The sequence below is a fragment of the Flavobacterium sp. P21 genome, assembly GCF_050632225.1.
In the GTDB taxonomy this organism is placed as follows: Bacteria; Bacteroidota; Bacteroidia; order Flavobacteriales; family Flavobacteriaceae; genus Flavobacterium.
Map to the genome: position 1 here is coordinate 2,151,509 of NZ_CP192585.1, position 16,395 is coordinate 2,167,903.

At 34.4% G+C, this 16,395-nt stretch carries 11 protein-coding genes and 2 pseudogenes; 4 read left to right on the top strand and 9 right to left on the bottom strand.

What is annotated here, in order from left to right:
* Window positions 1-382 precede the first annotated feature (382 nt).
* From pyrF to katG, 3 genes and pseudogenes are all read left to right on the top strand, one after another.
* Window positions 383-1,223 (top strand): annotated as a pseudogene (pyrF, locus tag ACQ9BO_RS10685) (orotidine-5'-phosphate decarboxylase).
* 157 nt (window positions 1,224-1,380) lie between these two features.
* Window positions 1,381-2,181, top strand: coding sequence for an ABC transporter substrate-binding protein (locus ACQ9BO_RS10690; protein ID WP_431244684.1), 801 nt, complete (start codon window positions 1,381-1,383; stop codon window positions 2,179-2,181).
* 977 nt (window positions 2,182-3,158) lie between these two features.
* Window positions 3,159-5,367 (top strand): annotated as a pseudogene (katG, locus tag ACQ9BO_RS10695) (catalase/peroxidase HPI).
* A gap of 177 nt (window positions 5,368-5,544) precedes the next feature.
* Here katG and purU read toward each other — a convergent pair.
* The 8 genes from purU to ACQ9BO_RS10735 form a co-directional block, all read right to left on the bottom strand.
* Window positions 5,545-6,399 (bottom strand): formyltetrahydrofolate deformylase, encoded by an 855-nt coding sequence (gene purU / locus ACQ9BO_RS10700; protein WP_431244685.1) that lies wholly within the window; start codon window positions 6,397-6,399, stop codon window positions 5,545-5,547.
* A gap of 108 nt (window positions 6,400-6,507) precedes the next feature.
* Window positions 6,508-7,224: a DUF4197 domain-containing protein gene (locus tag ACQ9BO_RS10705; RefSeq protein ID WP_431244686.1), complete on the bottom strand. Its 717-nt coding sequence runs from the start codon at window positions 7,222-7,224 to the stop codon at window positions 6,508-6,510.
* A 221-nt stretch (window positions 7,225-7,445) separates the two neighbouring features.
* Window positions 7,446-7,892, bottom strand: a complete 447-nt coding sequence (locus tag ACQ9BO_RS10710; protein ID WP_431244687.1) for a hypothetical protein — start codon at window positions 7,890-7,892, stop codon at window positions 7,446-7,448.
* Window positions 7,879-8,307, bottom strand: coding sequence for a cytochrome c oxidase assembly factor Coa1 family protein (locus ACQ9BO_RS10715; protein WP_431244688.1), 429 nt, complete (start codon window positions 8,305-8,307; stop codon window positions 7,879-7,881). The genes ACQ9BO_RS10710 and ACQ9BO_RS10715 overlap by 14 nt, the downstream gene beginning before the upstream one ends.
* Before the next feature lie 145 nt (window positions 8,308-8,452).
* Entirely contained in the window at window positions 8,453-9,322 is an 870-nt protein-coding gene (locus tag ACQ9BO_RS10720) for a hypothetical protein (RefSeq protein ID WP_431244689.1), read from the bottom strand.
* Between the two features lie 183 nt (window positions 9,323-9,505).
* On the bottom strand, window positions 9,506-9,802 hold the full coding sequence (locus ACQ9BO_RS10725) for a hypothetical protein (protein WP_431244690.1): 297 nt from the start codon (window positions 9,800-9,802) through the stop codon (window positions 9,506-9,508).
* Between the two features lie 196 nt (window positions 9,803-9,998).
* The gene (locus ACQ9BO_RS10730) at window positions 9,999-11,054 is read right to left on the bottom strand and encodes a L,D-transpeptidase family protein (protein ID WP_431244691.1); all 1,056 of its coding nucleotides are present in this window, start codon (window positions 11,052-11,054) and stop codon (window positions 9,999-10,001) included.
* Window positions 11,023-11,553, bottom strand: coding sequence for a hypothetical protein (locus ACQ9BO_RS10735; protein WP_431244692.1), 531 nt, complete (start codon window positions 11,551-11,553; stop codon window positions 11,023-11,025). The genes ACQ9BO_RS10730 and ACQ9BO_RS10735 overlap by 32 nt, the downstream gene beginning before the upstream one ends.
* Window positions 11,554-11,926: 373 nt before the next feature.
* Between ACQ9BO_RS10735 and ACQ9BO_RS10740 the strand changes: the two genes are divergently transcribed.
* A complete protein-coding gene (locus ACQ9BO_RS10740; RefSeq protein WP_431244693.1) occupies window positions 11,927-15,292 on the top strand; it encodes a methylmalonyl-CoA mutase family protein in 3,366 nt (1,121 codons plus the stop codon).
* Between the two features lie 436 nt (window positions 15,293-15,728).
* Here ACQ9BO_RS10740 and ACQ9BO_RS10745 read toward each other — a convergent pair whose 3' ends face one another.
* The gene (locus ACQ9BO_RS10745; protein ID WP_431244694.1) at window positions 15,729-16,211 is read right to left on the bottom strand and encodes a hypothetical protein; all 483 of its coding nucleotides are present in this window, start codon (window positions 16,209-16,211) and stop codon (window positions 15,729-15,731) included.
* Window positions 16,212-16,395: the final 184 nt, after the last annotated feature.

A 16,395-nucleotide genomic window follows, 5' to 3' on the forward strand; every position in this document is an offset into this window, starting at 1 on the left:
ATGGTCTGATTTTTAGGTTCAGTTTCAAAATTAGAGAAGAAGCCTTTCTTTTTTCTTACATAATTTTCAAGAGTTGTTACAGGAATTCAATGTTAAATTAGATAATTAGATAATTTGGCAATTAGATAATGAAGTTTGATAGATTTCTATTGTTACCCTGAGCGGAGTCGAAGGGCGGTCCAATTAGAACGTGGGCTTCTCCCGAAGCCTCGGGATCGCTCAGCCTGACAACATAAATAAAGCATGAAACGTGAAATAACTTCTATTGTCGCCCTGAGCGAAGTCAAAGGGTGCTCAATTGGTAGCCTAACAACAATTCACAATTCACCATTTACAATTCACAATTATAATTTGTAATTTTGCCGCACTATTAAAACACACTATGACAACACAACAGCTACACGAACAAATTCTTCAAAAAAATCATTTCTATGCGTTGGTCTAGATCCTGATTTATCTAAAATGCCTCAACATTTATTAGAAACCGAAGATCCTATTTTCGAATTCAATAAAGCTATAATTGATGCAACTCACGATTTGACAGTTGGATATAAACCAAACACGGCATTTTTTGAGGCGTATGGAATTAAAGGCTGGATGTCATTGCAAAAAACAATTAATTACATCAACGAAAATTACCCGGATATTTTCACAATTGCCGATGCAAAACGTGGCGATATTGGAAATACGTCAAGCATGTATGCAAAAGCTTTTTTGAAGATTTGAATTTTGACAGCGTAACTGTTGCTCCATATATGGGAAAAGATTCTGTTGAGCCTTTTCTTGCTTTCGAAAATAAACATACAATTATGTTGGCTTTAACTTCAAATGAAGGTGCTTTCGATTTTCAGACTTTAAATACAAACGGAACTCGAGGCGAAGCTAAAGAATTGTACAAACAAGTTTTAGAAACGTCAAAAACGTGGAAAAACAGCGAAAACTTAATGTATGTTGTAGGTGCAACTAAAGCAGAGTATTTTGCTGATATCAGAAAAATTGTTCCGGATAGTTTCTTATTAGTTCCAGGAATTGGCGCTCAAGGCGGAAGTTTGTCGGAAGTTTGCAAATACGGAATGAATGATAAAGTTGGACTTTTGGTGAACTCGGCAAGAGCCATTATCTACGCTTCAAAAGGAACTGATTTTGCTGAAAAGGCAAGAGAAGAAGCTTTATCGGTTCAAAAAGAAATGGAAGAGATTATTTGTTTAAAGTTTCAGGTTTAAAGTTTCAAGTTTGCTTTGAACATAAATTAACCGCAAAGTTCGCAAAGGTTTTTCGCAAGGTTCGCAAAGAAAATAACTTTGCGTTCATAGCGTAAATCTTAGCGAACTTTGCGGTTAAGTATACACACCAATAACTTGAAACAAAAAGACTTGAAACATGAAACAATTAACGGACCAGCTTGGCACAATACATTCTTTTGAAACAGCTCCAAAACGAATTATTTCCCTCGTTCCTTCGCAAACCGAATTATTATATGATTTAGGTTTAGAAGAAAAAATCATCGGAATCACAAAGTTCTGTGTTCATCCGTATCATTTAAAATCTACCAAGAAGATTGTTGGCGGCACAAAGAAGATTCATTTTGAGAAAATAAAGCTTTTACAGCCCGATATTATCATTTGCAATAAAGAAGAAAACACCGAAGAGATTGTAAACCAATTAAAAGAAATTTGTCCAGTTTGGGTGACAAATATTGTTTCTATAGAAGATAATTTTCAGATGATTTCTGACTTCGGGCAATTATTCAATTGCAGAACCGAAGCTCAAAAATGGAACGATAAATTGGCCTTCGCTTTAACCGATTTCAAAAAATACATCCATAATATAGAAGAAAAGAAAGCGACCTATTTTATATGGAAGAATCCGTATATGGTTGCAGGAAATGATACCTATATAAATGAATTACTAAAACTGAATCATTTTAAAAACATCTACGAAGACAAAGGTCGTTATCCTGAAATTGAACTCAAAAAAATGCGTTTAGAGGGAGATCCTGATATTGTTTTCCTTTCTTCTGAACCTTACCCTTTTAAAGAAGAAGATGCTTTCGAAATAGGAAGATTTACACATCATGCCAAAACCATTTTTGTAGATGGCGAAATGTTCTCTTGGCATGGTAGCCGATTATTAAAGGCTTTCGCTTATTTTAAATTACTTCATGAAAGGTTGAAAAATTAGTTTTAGGTTTTCTTTGTTTCAGGTTTCAAGTTTGATTTACAGAACATTTATCTAACCGCAAAGAGCGCAAAAAATTACGCAAAGTTCGCAAAGTTTTTTACATAAAGCTTTGCGAACTTTACGTTTTATAAGTTTCAATGATTAAAATTTGCGTCTTTGCGGTTAAATTATGTTCAAAGTCAAGCAATTTGAAACAAAGAAAACTTGAAACCTGAAACAAAATTAATATTAAAAAAGAATGCCGACATCACAAAGACGCCGGCATTATTTAACTAACCAAAACCAAAATAATAAATAACCAGTTTATTACATTACAAAGATCCGACATATATCAATGTTATGCTGTTAAGGTCTTGTTATTACTTTGTTGGACAAAAGTTAATGTCTTAATTTTTTGTTCCAAGTTCCAAGTTTCAGGTTGTTGTTGGAGCGCATAGTTAACCGCAAAGAGCGCAAAGAATTACGCAAAGTTCGGAATTTTTTTACACAAAGCTTTGCGAACTTTGCGTTTTGTATAGACAACCGATAAATAAAAAACTTTGCGTGCTTTGCGGTTAAATTATGTTCAAAGTAAAGCAACATGAAACAAAGAAAACATGAAACCTGAAACAAAATAGTATAAAAAAGAATGCCGGCATCTCGAAGATGCCGGCATCATTTAACTAACCAAAACCAAAATAATAAATAACCAGTTTATTACATTACAAATGTCCGACATATATCAATCTTTTGCTGTTAAGGTTTTGTTATTACTTTGTTGACCATAAGTTAAGATTTGTAAAATCGTCTTTTTGAGCTTTCTGCGGCGTTAAATAATTTTTGGCTATTAAAATATAATAACAATCAATTTTGATTATCAATATGCTAAAGATAAGTTTGTATATTTGGTAAAGCGTTAAATATCAATGAAATGAAATTTAAATAAAAATTGGCATTTGACCGAAAAATAGATAACAGCAACATAAAAAACAAAAGAAATGAGCGAATCAAATGAAAGTAAATGTCCATATCATAACGGACAAATGAAAGAAACATCTGGAGCAGGAACATCTAATAAAGATTGGTGGCCAAATCGTTTAAATTTGAACATATTGCGTCAACATTCTAGTTTATCAGATCCTATGGAAAAAGGTTTTGATTATGCTTGCTGCATTTAAGACTTTAGATTTAAATGAAGTCAAAAAAGACCTTTTTGCATTAATGACAGATTCTCAGGATTGGTGGCCTGCTGATTATGGTCATTATGGGCCTTTGTTTATTCGTATGGCCTGGCATAGTGCAGGAACGTATCGTATTTCTGATGGACGCGGCGGTGCCAGTTCAGGCAACCAACGTTTTGCGCCTCTTAACAGCTGGCCGGATAATGGTAACTTAGATAAAGCTCGTTTCTTGCTTTGGCCAATAAAACAAAAATATGGCAATAAAATTTCATGGGCCGATTTAATGATTTTGACAGGAAACTGTGCTTTGGAATCGATGGGCTTTAAAACTTTTGGATTTGCAGGAGGTAGAGAAGATGTTTGGGAACCAGAACAAGATGTAAATTGGGGTAATGAAAAAGAATGGTTAGCTACTAGTGACAAACCAAATAGCAGATATTCTGGCGAGAGAGACTTAGAGAATCCTCTTGCTCGCTGTGCAAATGGGATTAATATATGTAAACCCAGAAGGTCCAGATGGAAATCCAGATCCACTAGGTTCTGGTAGAGATATTAGAGAAACGTTTGCCCGTATGGCGATGAACGATGAAGAAACGGTAGCTTTAACAGCTGGTGGACATACTTTTGGGAAAGCGCATGGAGCGGGAGATGCGGCATTAGTAGGAGCAGAGCCTGAAGGAGCAAGCATTGAACAAATGGGATTGGGATGGAAAAGTTCATATGGCACAGGAGTAGGTGGAGATGCTATTACGAGTGGTCTTGAAGGTGCATGGAAACCAAATCCGACGACTTGGGATAATGGTTATTTTGAAACCTTATTTAAATACGACTGGAAATTGACTAAAAGTCCAGCAGGAGCGCATCAATGGACACCAACAGATGAGAGCGCCGCTACAACTGTAGAAGATGCACATGATCCAACAAAAAGACATGCGCCAATGATGACAACAGCAGATATGGCCATGAGAATGGATCCTGCCTACGAAAAAATTTCAAGAGACTACATGCAGAATTTCGACAAATTTGCTGATGCTTTTGCAAGAGCGTGGTTCAAACTGACACACAGAGATATGGGGCCAATTAGCCGTTATTTAGGGCCAGAAGTTCCTAGTGAAATCTTGATTTGGCAAGACCCGATTCCTGCCGCTAAAAGCGAATTGAATCATAGCGATATTGCTCTTTTAAAAGAGAAAATTCAAGCTAGCGGACTTTCAATTTCTCAATTGGTATCGACTGCTTGGGCTTCGGCTTCAACTTTTAGAGGTTCTGATAAACGTGGAGGTGCTAATGGTGCTCGTATTCGTTTTGAGCCTCAAATTAATTGGGAAGCGAATTCGCCTGCGCAATTAAAAAATGTATTGGCAACGTATGAAAAAATACAAAATGAATTCACAGCTACTGGAAAAGTAGTTTCTATTGCCGATTTGATAGTTTTAGGAGGATCTGTAGGGATTGAAAAAGCGTGACAAATGCCGGAATAAATATTGACGCTCCTTTTACGCCAGGTAGAGGTGATGCGACTTTAGAACAGACTGATGTTCATTCTTTCAACGCATTAGAACCAAAAGCTGACGGATTCAGAAATTACAAAAGCGCTCAATGTAATCAAGTAACTGAAGAACTTTTAGTAGATAAAGCACAATTGCTTGGATTAACTGCACCAGAAATGACAATTTTGCTTGGAGGTTTAAGAGTCTTGAATACGAATTATGATGGTTCTAAACATGGTGTGTTGACAAAAAATACAGAAACATTGAATAATGATTTCTTTGTCAATTTATTAGACTTGGGTACGGCATGGAAAGCAATCAATGAAACGGGTGAAACTTTTGAAGGACGTGACCGCAAAACAGGTGAAATTAAATGGACAGCAACTCGTGCAGACCTTATTTTTGGTTCAAACTCAGAATTGCGTGCTATTGCAGAAGTTTACGCTTCTAACGATGCAAAAGAACGTTTCGTAAAAGATTTTGTTGCTGTATGGACAAAAGTTATGAACGCTGACCGATTTGATTTAGTTAAATAAGAATCTGAGATACTAAGATACTAAGATACTAAGGGGCTAAGCTCTTTAGGAAATGGTCTAAAACAAGACCTGCTTCCAAATGAAAACCCGATAGGTTTTAAAACCTATCGGGTTTGTTTATTCAATGTTCAAAGTAAAAAAACTTAGAACCTTAGCATCTTAGCAACTCAGTACCTTTTAAGAAAAAACCACCGTCTTATTGCTATAAACCATTGTTTTTCTTTCAGCATGTAATTTGATCGCTCTTGCCAAAACTATTCTTTCCAAATCCCTTCCTTTCATGATAAAATCTTCAACAGAGTGAATGTGCGAAACTCTAGCAATATCTTGTTCGATGATTGGACCTTCGTCTAATTCTTCGGTAACATAATGACTTGTTGCACCAATAATTTTTACACCGCGTTTAAATGCCGAGTGATATGGTTTTGCGCCCGGAAATGCTGGTAAAAATGAATGGTGAATATTGATGATTTTGTTTTCGTAAAGTGAAATCAGTTTTGGTGTAATAATCTGCATATAGCGCGCCAGAACAATAAAATTGATATCGTATCTTTTTAAAAGCTCAATTTGTTTTGCTTCGCCTTCTTCTTTATTGTCTTTTGTAAAAGGAACACAGTGATACGGAATATTAAATCGCTCGGCGACACATCTTAAGTCGTTGTGATTGCTAATAATAACAGGAATTTCAACATTTAGTTCGTCAGCGCTGTAACGGCCCAAAATATCAAAAAGGCAATGATCATATTTAGACACAAACAAAGCCATTTTTGGTTTTTGTTCCTGATTGTACAAATCCCATGACATATCAAAATCGGATGCAATGGCTTGGTCGAAGTCGGCTTTAAAGCTTTCAATCGTAGTTTTTTGATTGGCAAATTCACATTCCAAGCGCATAAAAAACACATTTTGCTCTACATCAACATGCTGATCTATGTAAGTGATATTTCCTTCTACTTTAGCGATAAAAGTAGTCACTGCGGCAATAATTCCTTTTTGGTCTTTACAATGAATAAGAATGGTAATTTTTTGCATTTTGGTCTTTTGGTTTATTTTGGTTAGTTACAAAGTTGCAAAGGTTCAAGGTAACAAAGGCTTCTTTGTACCTTTGTTATTTTGTCTCTTTGTACCTTTGAAAAAAAGCTATTTTCCGTCCTGCATTGCAAAAACTTTCTGCAACAAAGGCGTTGTTCTTGCACTGATATTATTTCGGATTTCTTTCTCTTCAACAGCAATCATTTTAAAAACGCCTGATAAAGCCTGATTGGTTGTATAATCAGTCAAATCAGGATTTACTTTTTTCACAAGCGGAATCGTATTGTATTTGGTAATAATTTTAGTCCAAACGGCATCAGCTCCAACTTTTGCAAATGAATTTTTAATTACCGGATTAAATTTTCCGTACAAAGCAGTCGTTGTGCTTCCTTGTAAATAGGTTGTCGCGACGCTATCGTTTCCTAATAAAATGTTTTTAGCATCTGTAAATGACATATTTTTCACTGCCGATACAAATATTGGCGTTGCCTCTTTCACCGCATCTTCGGCGACACGATTCAGCATCTTGATTCCTTCATCTGCCAGTGAACTCAAACCAACTTTTCTAAGCGTGGCATCAACTTTTTGTAATTCTTCAGGCATTAAAATTTTTACAGCTTCATTTTTATAAAAACCATCAACGGCAGTTAATTTGCTCACTTGTTGCGTAATTCCTTTATTTAAAGCTTCTTTTAATCCAGCCGAAATATCGACACCACCAGCAGGTATTTGTGATGCAATTTGCGGAAGCTGATTTAAAGTCTGTTGCATTTCGGCGCATGAAACAAGTGAAAATGTAAGGGCGAATAATAAAATCTTTTTCATTTATTTGGGGGTTGTTTAAGTTTCAAAAATACTACTTATTCAAAAACAACGCCACAATTTTATTTTAGGAGCAGAAAGATTTTGTTTCATAATTAACACTCGTCCCGCTATTCGTTGCAATCTTTCATGCCGAACCCCGGCATAAAAGGATTTCCACTGCTATCGGGGCTAGACTAGAAGTTTTTCGTTTTTTAAGAGCAAAAAACTATTTGAAAATTTGTTTATCTCCTTTTATGCCATTCGCGTAATAAATCTTCAAAGAAAGATTTAATTTCTTGCTTATCGCCTTCAACGCTTATTTTAAAACTGCTTCCATCTTTTTTGGTAATTAATGCATAAGGGCAGTAAGTTACTCCGGCATTATACACAGTGTCAATTTTCGATATAGATGGATAAAATGCAAAATCAATTATATTTTTTTCTGAATTTCGTTTATCAATCCAGTAAGTTGCAACTCTTTTGTTAGTGAAAAAATTACCTGCAAATTCTTTTTTAAATTCACTGTAAAACTTGATAATAACTTCGTTTTGGTCTAAAATATTGAGATTTTGGATATACTTAATATCTTCCTGATTTAAGCTTTTATTGTTTTCAATCTTGTTGCAAGAAAAAAGAAGACCAAAAACATTATGAAAATATATTTTTGCATACGTTTTATTCTTTCTCAAGCAAATCAATTTTCTCATCTGTCTTTTCAATGTAAACAGACATTTCACTGTATTTCCATTTCCCTCTTTTTTCGCCAACAACAAACAAAGTAGCTTTGCCTTTTGGGCCTTTTAGAGGAACTTGCACATCGCATTTTCTAACGTCATTTGTAGTGCTTACACTTCCAGAAAGCATTCCATCAGTTTCAATAGGCGACCCCAATTTTTCAATCAATATTTTATTATGCTGAACGAGTGTCATAGATTCTTTATAAGCTTCAGAATCTTTCATGATTGAAGTAACTTCAAAGAAAACTCCAAATAAAAATAAAGCAAATAATACAATAAGACTCATACATCCAGTAGGAACAAACCATTTCCAGTTTCTGGCCCACCAGCTTCTTTTATCTACTATAACTTCGTTTGGATCTTCCATAATTTAGATTTGATTTAATTTAATTGGTTGTATATCAAAGCTAAAATAAGAATTAATTGTAATTGTTTTTAAGTGTTTTGTATTAAATTAAAAATTCATTTATAAATTTTATAAAGCGATTTTTAAGGTTTAAAATTATTATGTTTTATCTATTCCTAAACGCGAGATCTTCCAAAGCTTTTGGATTGCTTATTACTTTTGCAACTTCTTGCCTTCTCATGCAATCATCATTGCCGGTTCCTGTGCTTAAAATTAGTTTTTTGGGAATAATTGGCTTTTTGTCGAAAATTGTAGCATATAATAAAGTTGCTTGTAAAAATCCGCCATCGTTTAAAACAAGGAATGTGTTATTTTGTTCAAAACGCAGATTGTCTTTGTTGTTTACTAAATAATTATAGCCGCTTTTGCCTTCATAGGCGTCTTTAATTGCATCCCCAACTCGTAACAAACCCGCATTTTTAATATATACCATGGCTAAAAGAGCATTTTTACGCATTTCTTCATGATATTCATTAAATTTTGAATCAGTGTAGGGTACAGGAGACATTCCTTCGTATATATAAATAGCTACATCGGGGCTGTTTACATGAATTTTTTCGACTATCATTTTCAAATTTGATCTGTATTTTTCAAGATCAGTTAATGCTATTGGAGTCGATTCTTGAAGTATTACATAATCATAATAATTTCCATCTTTATCTCGATTTGAAAAATTTTGATTTGCTTCTGTTTTATTAGTATCATAAACTTTATCGAGCGGAACTCCCATTGTTGTCAATTGCTGGACAATTACAGCTTGATTATTTGCATTGCATAATTCCTGAAACAAAGTTGGTGCGCTGACAAAGTATTCTGTATGGTTGTTTCCTATAAATAATAAACGTTTAAAACCTTCTGCTTTTGGTGCTTTTGGTTTTACGATTCCATCAGCGTTGATAGTTATATCATTTCCTTTATTATTGCAAGCAGTAAAAATAATTGCTATAATGGCAAAAAGGGAAATTTGTTTTTTCATTGCGGGTTTATTTGAGGTTTGCTTTAAAGATTAAAAATCTGGCAAACTTCAGGTTTAAAAACCGCAATTCACGACCTAAAAAGTTTTAAAACTAATAGATTAAGCCTATAAAATAGTTGCTTTACAGTTCTTGCAGGCTATTCAAATCGTATAAAGAATATAAGTTAGGATTGTAAACAGGATTCATTTTTTTATGTCGGCTAAAATTGAATAGGTGTGATCTCTGCCACCAATTGCTAAATAAAATAAAGATTTAGATACATGAAAAGGTCTTAAAGGAATTGATTTCCATCCTTGCACTAAATTTTTAATAAAATGCTTTAATGCATACTTGAATACTTTTTCTCCTGGACGTAGAAAATAAATTGTTGAACTTTTTTGTTTGGTCATTGTATTAGGAAAAGTAACAAATCTTCCGCCTTGTTGGATCAATAAATTGATTTCAAAAAGTGTTAATCCATCTATATTTTCTGTTTTCATGATAAATTCATTTTTGTAAATTAATAGTAGTGGTATATTATTTTGCAAAGTTCAAATTTTAGTAAAGTTTTTTTAAGACGTAAAAGGTTTAAAATCATTAAAATAGGTTTTTTTATGATTTTTAAAAGGCTCCAAAAAAGAGAGAATTTATCATAACTTTGATAAATTCTCTCTAAAACTTAAGTTTACTATGTTCTTAATTTGAAACTACACTTTGAGAAACTGCTTCTTGATCTTTTTCATAAACATCTTGAAAGAAACCAATTTCTCCATTTTCGTTTACTAATGAAGTGAAATAAGTAATATAGATAGGTACTTTTTTAGTTAATTTAAAACTGTTTTCTGTTTTTCCAGCCATAGCCTTATCAATTTTGTCTTGCGTCCATTCTGGATAATCTTTAAGCATTGCTGTCGCAAGTTCTTTAGCCATTTTCACATTAATACAACCGTGGCTGAAAGTTCTTTTTTCAAAATCAAATAGTGTTTTAGCTGGTGTATCATGCATGTAAATATCATCAGGATTTGGAAACATAAATTTCACTAATCCTAAAGAGTTTTCTGGTCCTGGTTTTTGTCTTACTTGACCATTGACCATTTCCATATTATGATCAGCAAGATAATTTGGATCGGCGGCGATTTTAGATTTTAATTCGTTTTGAACAATACTTTGTGGTACCGTCCAATAAGGGCTGAAAACAATTCTGTCAATTTCGCCATTAAAAATGGTAGTTTTAGTTAAAGGCGAACCAACGAATACATTAGATCTTAAAACGACTTTTCCGTTTTTCACATAAACCAATTCGTATGAAGGAACATTAACCAAAACATATTCGTCTGCATTATTCATTTCGGTTGCAATGGTACGACATCTTTCCATATTCAATTTCAACGTTTCCATTTTATCAGAAATCGGAATATTCATTTCTTTGATATGTTCTTCTGCAAGAATATAGTTAGGTTTGAATCCGTTTCTTACTTTATATTTCATTACAGCATCCATCAATTCGCGGTCATAAACATCACTTTTAGAATCTTGTTTCAAATCGCCTAAAATGTATAAACGAGTTCTAATTTGAGCGATGGTATTTGAAACTGCATCCGGACGTAAATCTTTGTACGGAGTTTCTGCTGGAACAATTGGTTTCCATTTGTTTGATCGTTCTATTTTTTTGTATTGTTTTAAAACATTTTGCAATTTGTAATATTGATCAAAAGCAACTTTATTGTCTTCTGGTGCGGCTGACTTCTTCAATAGTACTGTAATTCATAAAATCTTTCAGCATAGCATCATAAGAAACTTTTTTAGTGGTTTCAGAATTGCTTTTTTTAGCATACATAATATAAAGTGAGCTTAAAAGCATATCTGCGTCTGTTTTAGAAAGATTTGTTGTTGCAGATGAATCAAAAAGTAGGTCAATTTCTTTTTGATACGGAATTACCAAATCGTTTGTTTTTTTTGCTTTATCATATAAAACAGAAGCAAATTCATTGATCTGATCTTCATCATACCAAATAGTTCCTAAAGTTCTGTTTTTGTACAATGACATGACATCAGATTTATATTTTTTCAAATCAGAGTATCTTTTAAAGAAGTCGTTTGAAATTTCATTTTCGTCATCATTAGAATTAATTGTGACTGCAGTAGAGTTTGGAGTTTTTGTATTTAAGGAATTACTGTTTTCAATTCTGTTATAAGAGGATACAAAAAAACTCAAACCTAAAATTACGGTGAATGAATATAGTGTTTTCATTTTTTTAAATTTTTACGTTATACTTTTTAAATGGCAAGTTTTTGGTAAAAATTTGGGGCTTTCTACACTGCTAAATTACTATCAGAAGGCTTGAAACACGTTTTTAGATTTTATTTAAATGTTGCGAAATTGCCATGTCTTTAAGCTTTCTTTAACTTATATCAATTCGTCTTCAAAATTGTTACCCCCTGTTATCAAAAAAAACATTTTTCTTTTTTTGTTAACATAAAGCTATTCTCGTAATCAAATATTAAAATAATTTGTACATTGGTCGCTTAAAATTATCATATTCATAAAATGGAACCACAAATACCATATATTCCTAAAAATAAAGTAAGAATTGTCACAGCGGCTTCGCTATTTGACGGGCACGATGCTCGCAATTAATATCATGCGTCGAATTATTCAGTCAACAGGAGTTGAAGTAATTCACCTTGGTCATGACAGAAGTGTTGAAGAAGTAGTAAATACCGCAATCCAGGAAGATGCAAACGCTATTGCAATGACTTCGTATCAAGGCGGTCACAACGAATACTTTAAATATATGTATGATTTGCTTCATGAAAAGGGAGCAGGACACATTAAAATCTTCGGAGGTGGAGGCGGTGTAATTCTGCCAAGCGAAATCTCAGAATTGCATGAATATGGAATTACAAGAATTTATTCTCCAGATGATGGCCGTTCTTTAGGACTTCAGGGAATGATCAATGATTTGGTACAACGTGCCGATTTTCCTATTGGAGATAAATTAAATGGAGAAATCGATCATATCGAGAATAAAGTTCCAACAGCAATTGCGCGTTTAATTTCGTCAGCTGAGAATTTCCCAGAAATTGCAAAACCAGTTTTTGATAAAATTCACGAAAGCAATGCAACTTCAAAAATTCCAGTTTTAGGAATTACAGGAACGGGTGGTGCCGGAAAATCTTCTTTGGTAGATGAATTGGTTCGCCGTTTTTTAATTGATTTCCCAGAAAAAACAATCGGATTAATTTCTGTTGATCCCTCGAAAAGAAAAACGGGAGGAGCGCTTTTAGGAGACAGAATCCGAATGAATGCCATAAATAATCCTCGTGTTTATATGCGTTCGCTGGCGACACGTCAGTCGAACTTGGCATTGTCTAAATATGTAGCCGAAGCGATTCAGGTTTTGAAAGTCGCAAAATACGATTTGATTATTTTAGAAACTTCAGGAATTGGTCAGTCTGATACCGAAATTATGGATCATTCAGACGTTTCTTTATATGTAATGACACCAGAGTTTGGAGCGGCAACACAATTGGAAAAAATCGACATGCTTGATTTTGCCGATTTAGTGGCTTTAAACAAATTTGATAAACGAGGCGCGCTTGATGCTTTGCGCGATGTAAAAAAACAATATCAGAGAAACCATAATCTTTGGGATAAAAGCCCAGACGAAATGCCAGTTTTCGGAACAATTGCTTCGCAGTTTAATGATCCGGGAATGAACACGCTTTACAAAGCGATTATGGATAAAGTGGTTGAAAAAACGGCTTCAGATTTGAAATCGACTTTTACAATTACAAAAGAAATGAGCGAGAAAATCTTCGTGATTCCTCCAGGAAGAACGCGTTATTTGTCTGAAATTGCGGAGAATAACAGAAGTTATGATGAGACCGCAATTGCCCAGCAAAAAGTCGCTCAAAAACTATACGGAATTTTCAAAACCATAGAATCAGTTTCTGGAAAAGTGCCTCAAATCAATAAATCAGGAATCGATGATTCGACTGTTTTACCAAGCGGCATTCAAGAACACGACGAAAACAGAATCTTTTTAAATCTTTTACTGAATCAATTTGATAAAGTAAAAATGGATTTAGATCCGTACAATTGGGAAATTATCCTGAATTGGGATGAAAAAGTAGCGAAATACAAAAATCCGGTTTACTCGTTTAAAGTACGTGATAAAGAAATCAAGATTGCCACACATTCTGAAAGTTTATCGCATTTGCAGATTCCGAAAATTGCTTTGCCTAAATATGAAGGCTGGGGCGATATTCTGCGTTGGAATTTACAGGAAAATGTTCCTGGAGAATTTCCTTTTGCTTCGGGATTATATCCGTTTAAACGTGAAGGCGAAGATCCGTCAAGAATGTTTGCGGGCGAGGGCGGACCAGAAAGAACCAACAAACGTTTTCATTATGTGAGTGCGGGAATGCCTGCAAAACGTCTTTCTACGGCTTTTGACAGTGTAACTTTATACGGAAACGATCCTGATTTGCGTCCGGATATTTACGGAAAAATCGGAAATGCCGGAGTTTCAATCTGCTGTTTGGATGATGCTAAAAAACTATATTCAGGTTTCGATTTGGTTCACGCATTGACTTCGGTAAGTATGACGATCAACGGGCCTGCGCCGATGTTGTTAGGTTTCTTTATGAATGCGGCAATCGATCAGCAATGTGAGATTTACATTAAAGCAAATGATTTAGAAAAAGAAGTTGAGGCTAAAATCAACAAATTATACAAAGACAAAGGAATCGAAAGACCTAAATACCAAGGTGAACTTCCAGCAGGAAACAACGGTTTAGGATTAATGCTTTTAGGCGTTACCGGAGATGAGGTTTTACCTTTAGAAGTTTATAATGAAATAAAAATAAAGACATTATCGCAAGTTCGTGGAACAGTTCAGGCCGATATTTTAAAAGAAGATCAGGCACAGAATACTTGTATTTTCTCAACCGAATTTGCTTTGCGTTTAATGGGCGACGTTCAGGAATATTTTATTACCAAAAACGTTCGTAATTTCTATTCGGTTTCGATTTCAGGATATCATATTGCTGAGGCAGGAGCAAACCCAATTACGCAATTGGCGTTTACGCTTTCAAATGGTTTCACTTACGTGGAATATTATTTGAGCCGCGGAATGAACATCAACGATTTTGGACCAAATTTGTCGTTCTTCTTCTCAAACGGAGTAGATCCAGAATATTCAGTAATTGGACGTGTGGCGCGTAAAATTTGGGCAAAAGCTATGAAAAACAAATATGGAGCCAACGAAAGAGCGCAAATGCTGAAATATCATATTCAGACATCCGGACGTTCGTTGCACGCGCAGGAAATTGATTTCAACGATATCAGAACCACTTTACAGGCTTTATATGCAATTTATGATAACTGTAATTCGCTTCATACAAACGCTTACGACGAAGCGATTACAACGCCAACAGAAGAGTCTGTACGTCGTGCAATGGCGATTCAGTTGATTATCAATAAAGAATTAGGTTTAGCGAAAAACGAAAACCCAATTCAAGGTTCCTTCATCATCGAAGAATTAACGGATTTAGTGGAAGAAGCAGTTCTTCAAGAATTCGACAGAATTACAGAAAGAGGAGGAGTTCTAGGCGCAATGGAAACCATGTACCAAAGATCTAAAATTCAGGAAGAAAGTTTATATTATGAAACTTTAAAACACAACGGAGATTTCCCAATTGTGGGTGTAAATACGTTCTTGAGTTCAAAAGGTTCACCAACAGTAATTCCGGCTGAGGTTATTCGTGCAACCGAAGAAGAAAAACAATATCAAATTACGATGCTGGATAATTTGCATAATTTCCACGAAGCAAAAGTAAACGAGCATTTGAATACGTTACAGCAAGCCGCAATTAAAAACGAAAACTTATTCGATCATTTAATGGAAGCTACAAAGGTTTGTTCTTTGGGGCAGATTACTTCGGCGTTGTTTGAAGTTGGCGGGCAGTATAGAAGGAATATGTAGAAAAATGCATTTTTGAATGTCCGAAATTATCGAACGTTTATTCATTATAGAACGCCTCTCAGAAATGAGAGGTTTTTTGTTTGAATGAATATTTAAACAAGGCCGAAGGACTATAATCGTTCAGCATTGGGTTTTGCCCAATGTCTGTAATAAGACCCAATAGGAAGGCCCTGAAAGGGCTTAAGTAATTAGATAACGAGAATAGCTATCACCCTTTCAGGGTTTCGGTTTGTATTGGATTTTGTGTAGAAGGGGGAGGGTTGTTCTCTAATAGGGCGTTGCCCTATTTTGGAGCTGTTAGCCTTTCAGGCTTTTTTATGTAGGCTTTTAATCAATGCGGAATCAAGACGCTTGTGCCATCAGAATAAATTAATTATGTAAGACATCCGTTGTGATTATAGATTGGTTAATTATTAAACAATTGACACCATATAAATTAGATTTTGGTTAACAACATCTTGAAAAAAGCATTCAATTGTTTAAAAGAACCAATAAAATATTGGACAGTATAACCGTCCTGCTCTATATCATCAATATTAAAATATTCAAAAAAACTACCCTGATTCATTAAAAATGCTTCAATGCTATTTCCTATATTCCATGTAGTGCTTAAATCTAAGTCTAATGGTAATGTTTCTAAAGAAGGCAAAACTTGATTGTTTATAAATGTTATTACCTGAGGCAAATCGTTCAATGGTAAATAAACATTTGAATCTTTGTCAGTTAATCCTTCTAATGGCATGCCAGTTTCTAATTTATAATAATATTCACTGACCATAGCTTTATAGAGTTCTAGTGCTAAATCTTTATTGACCGAATAAGCATAATACAAGATTACTCCATAACTATCAAAATCTGTGTAAAATCCTGGTGCATCTGAATTGTCATAATCAACTTCTAATTCTATTCTTCTAGGCATTTTATATTCTATTTTTTAGTCTTTTAAATAGTAGTAAAAATACAAACATATTTGATAATTATTTTCATTATTCAATAACAACCTTACTTGCTAGCGCTAGCGTCTCGCTAGTGAGCGCAAAGTAATGCACGAGCGAGACGCTCGCGCCAGCAGATGGATTTTAATATTTATAAAACCTTTCAGA

What these genes read in the sequence shown, in the direction of transcription:
- ACQ9BO_RS10690 (WP_431244684.1), top strand. Translation starts at nt 1,381, where the DNA reads ATGAAACAATTAACGGACCAGCTTGGCACAATACATTCTTTTGAAACA.
- purU (WP_431244685.1), bottom strand. Translation starts at nt 6,399, where the DNA reads ATGCAAAAAATTACCATTCTTATTCATTGTAAAGACCAAAAAGGAATT.
- ACQ9BO_RS10705 (WP_431244686.1), bottom strand. Translation starts at nt 7,224, where the DNA reads ATGAAAAAGATTTTATTATTCGCCCTTACATTTTCACTTGTTTCATGC.
- ACQ9BO_RS10715 (WP_431244688.1), bottom strand. Translation starts at nt 8,307, where the DNA reads ATGGAAGATCCAAACGAAGTTATAGTAGATAAAAGAAGCTGGTGGGCC.
- ACQ9BO_RS10720 (WP_431244689.1), bottom strand. Translation starts at nt 9,322, where the DNA reads ATGAAAAAACAAATTTCCCTTTTTGCCATTATAGCAATTATTTTTACT.
- ACQ9BO_RS10725 (WP_431244690.1), bottom strand. Translation starts at nt 9,802, where the DNA reads ATGAAAACAGAAAATATAGATGGATTAACACTTTTTGAAATCAATTTA.
- ACQ9BO_RS10735 (WP_431244692.1), bottom strand. Translation starts at nt 11,553, where the DNA reads ATGAAAACACTATATTCATTCACCGTAATTTTAGGTTTGAGTTTTTTT.
- ACQ9BO_RS10740 (WP_431244693.1), top strand. Translation starts at nt 11,927, where the DNA reads ATGCTCGCAATTAATATCATGCGTCGAATTATTCAGTCAACAGGAGTT.
- ACQ9BO_RS10745 (WP_431244694.1), bottom strand. Translation starts at nt 16,211, where the DNA reads ATGCCTAGAAGAATAGAATTAGAAGTTGATTATGACAATTCAGATGCA.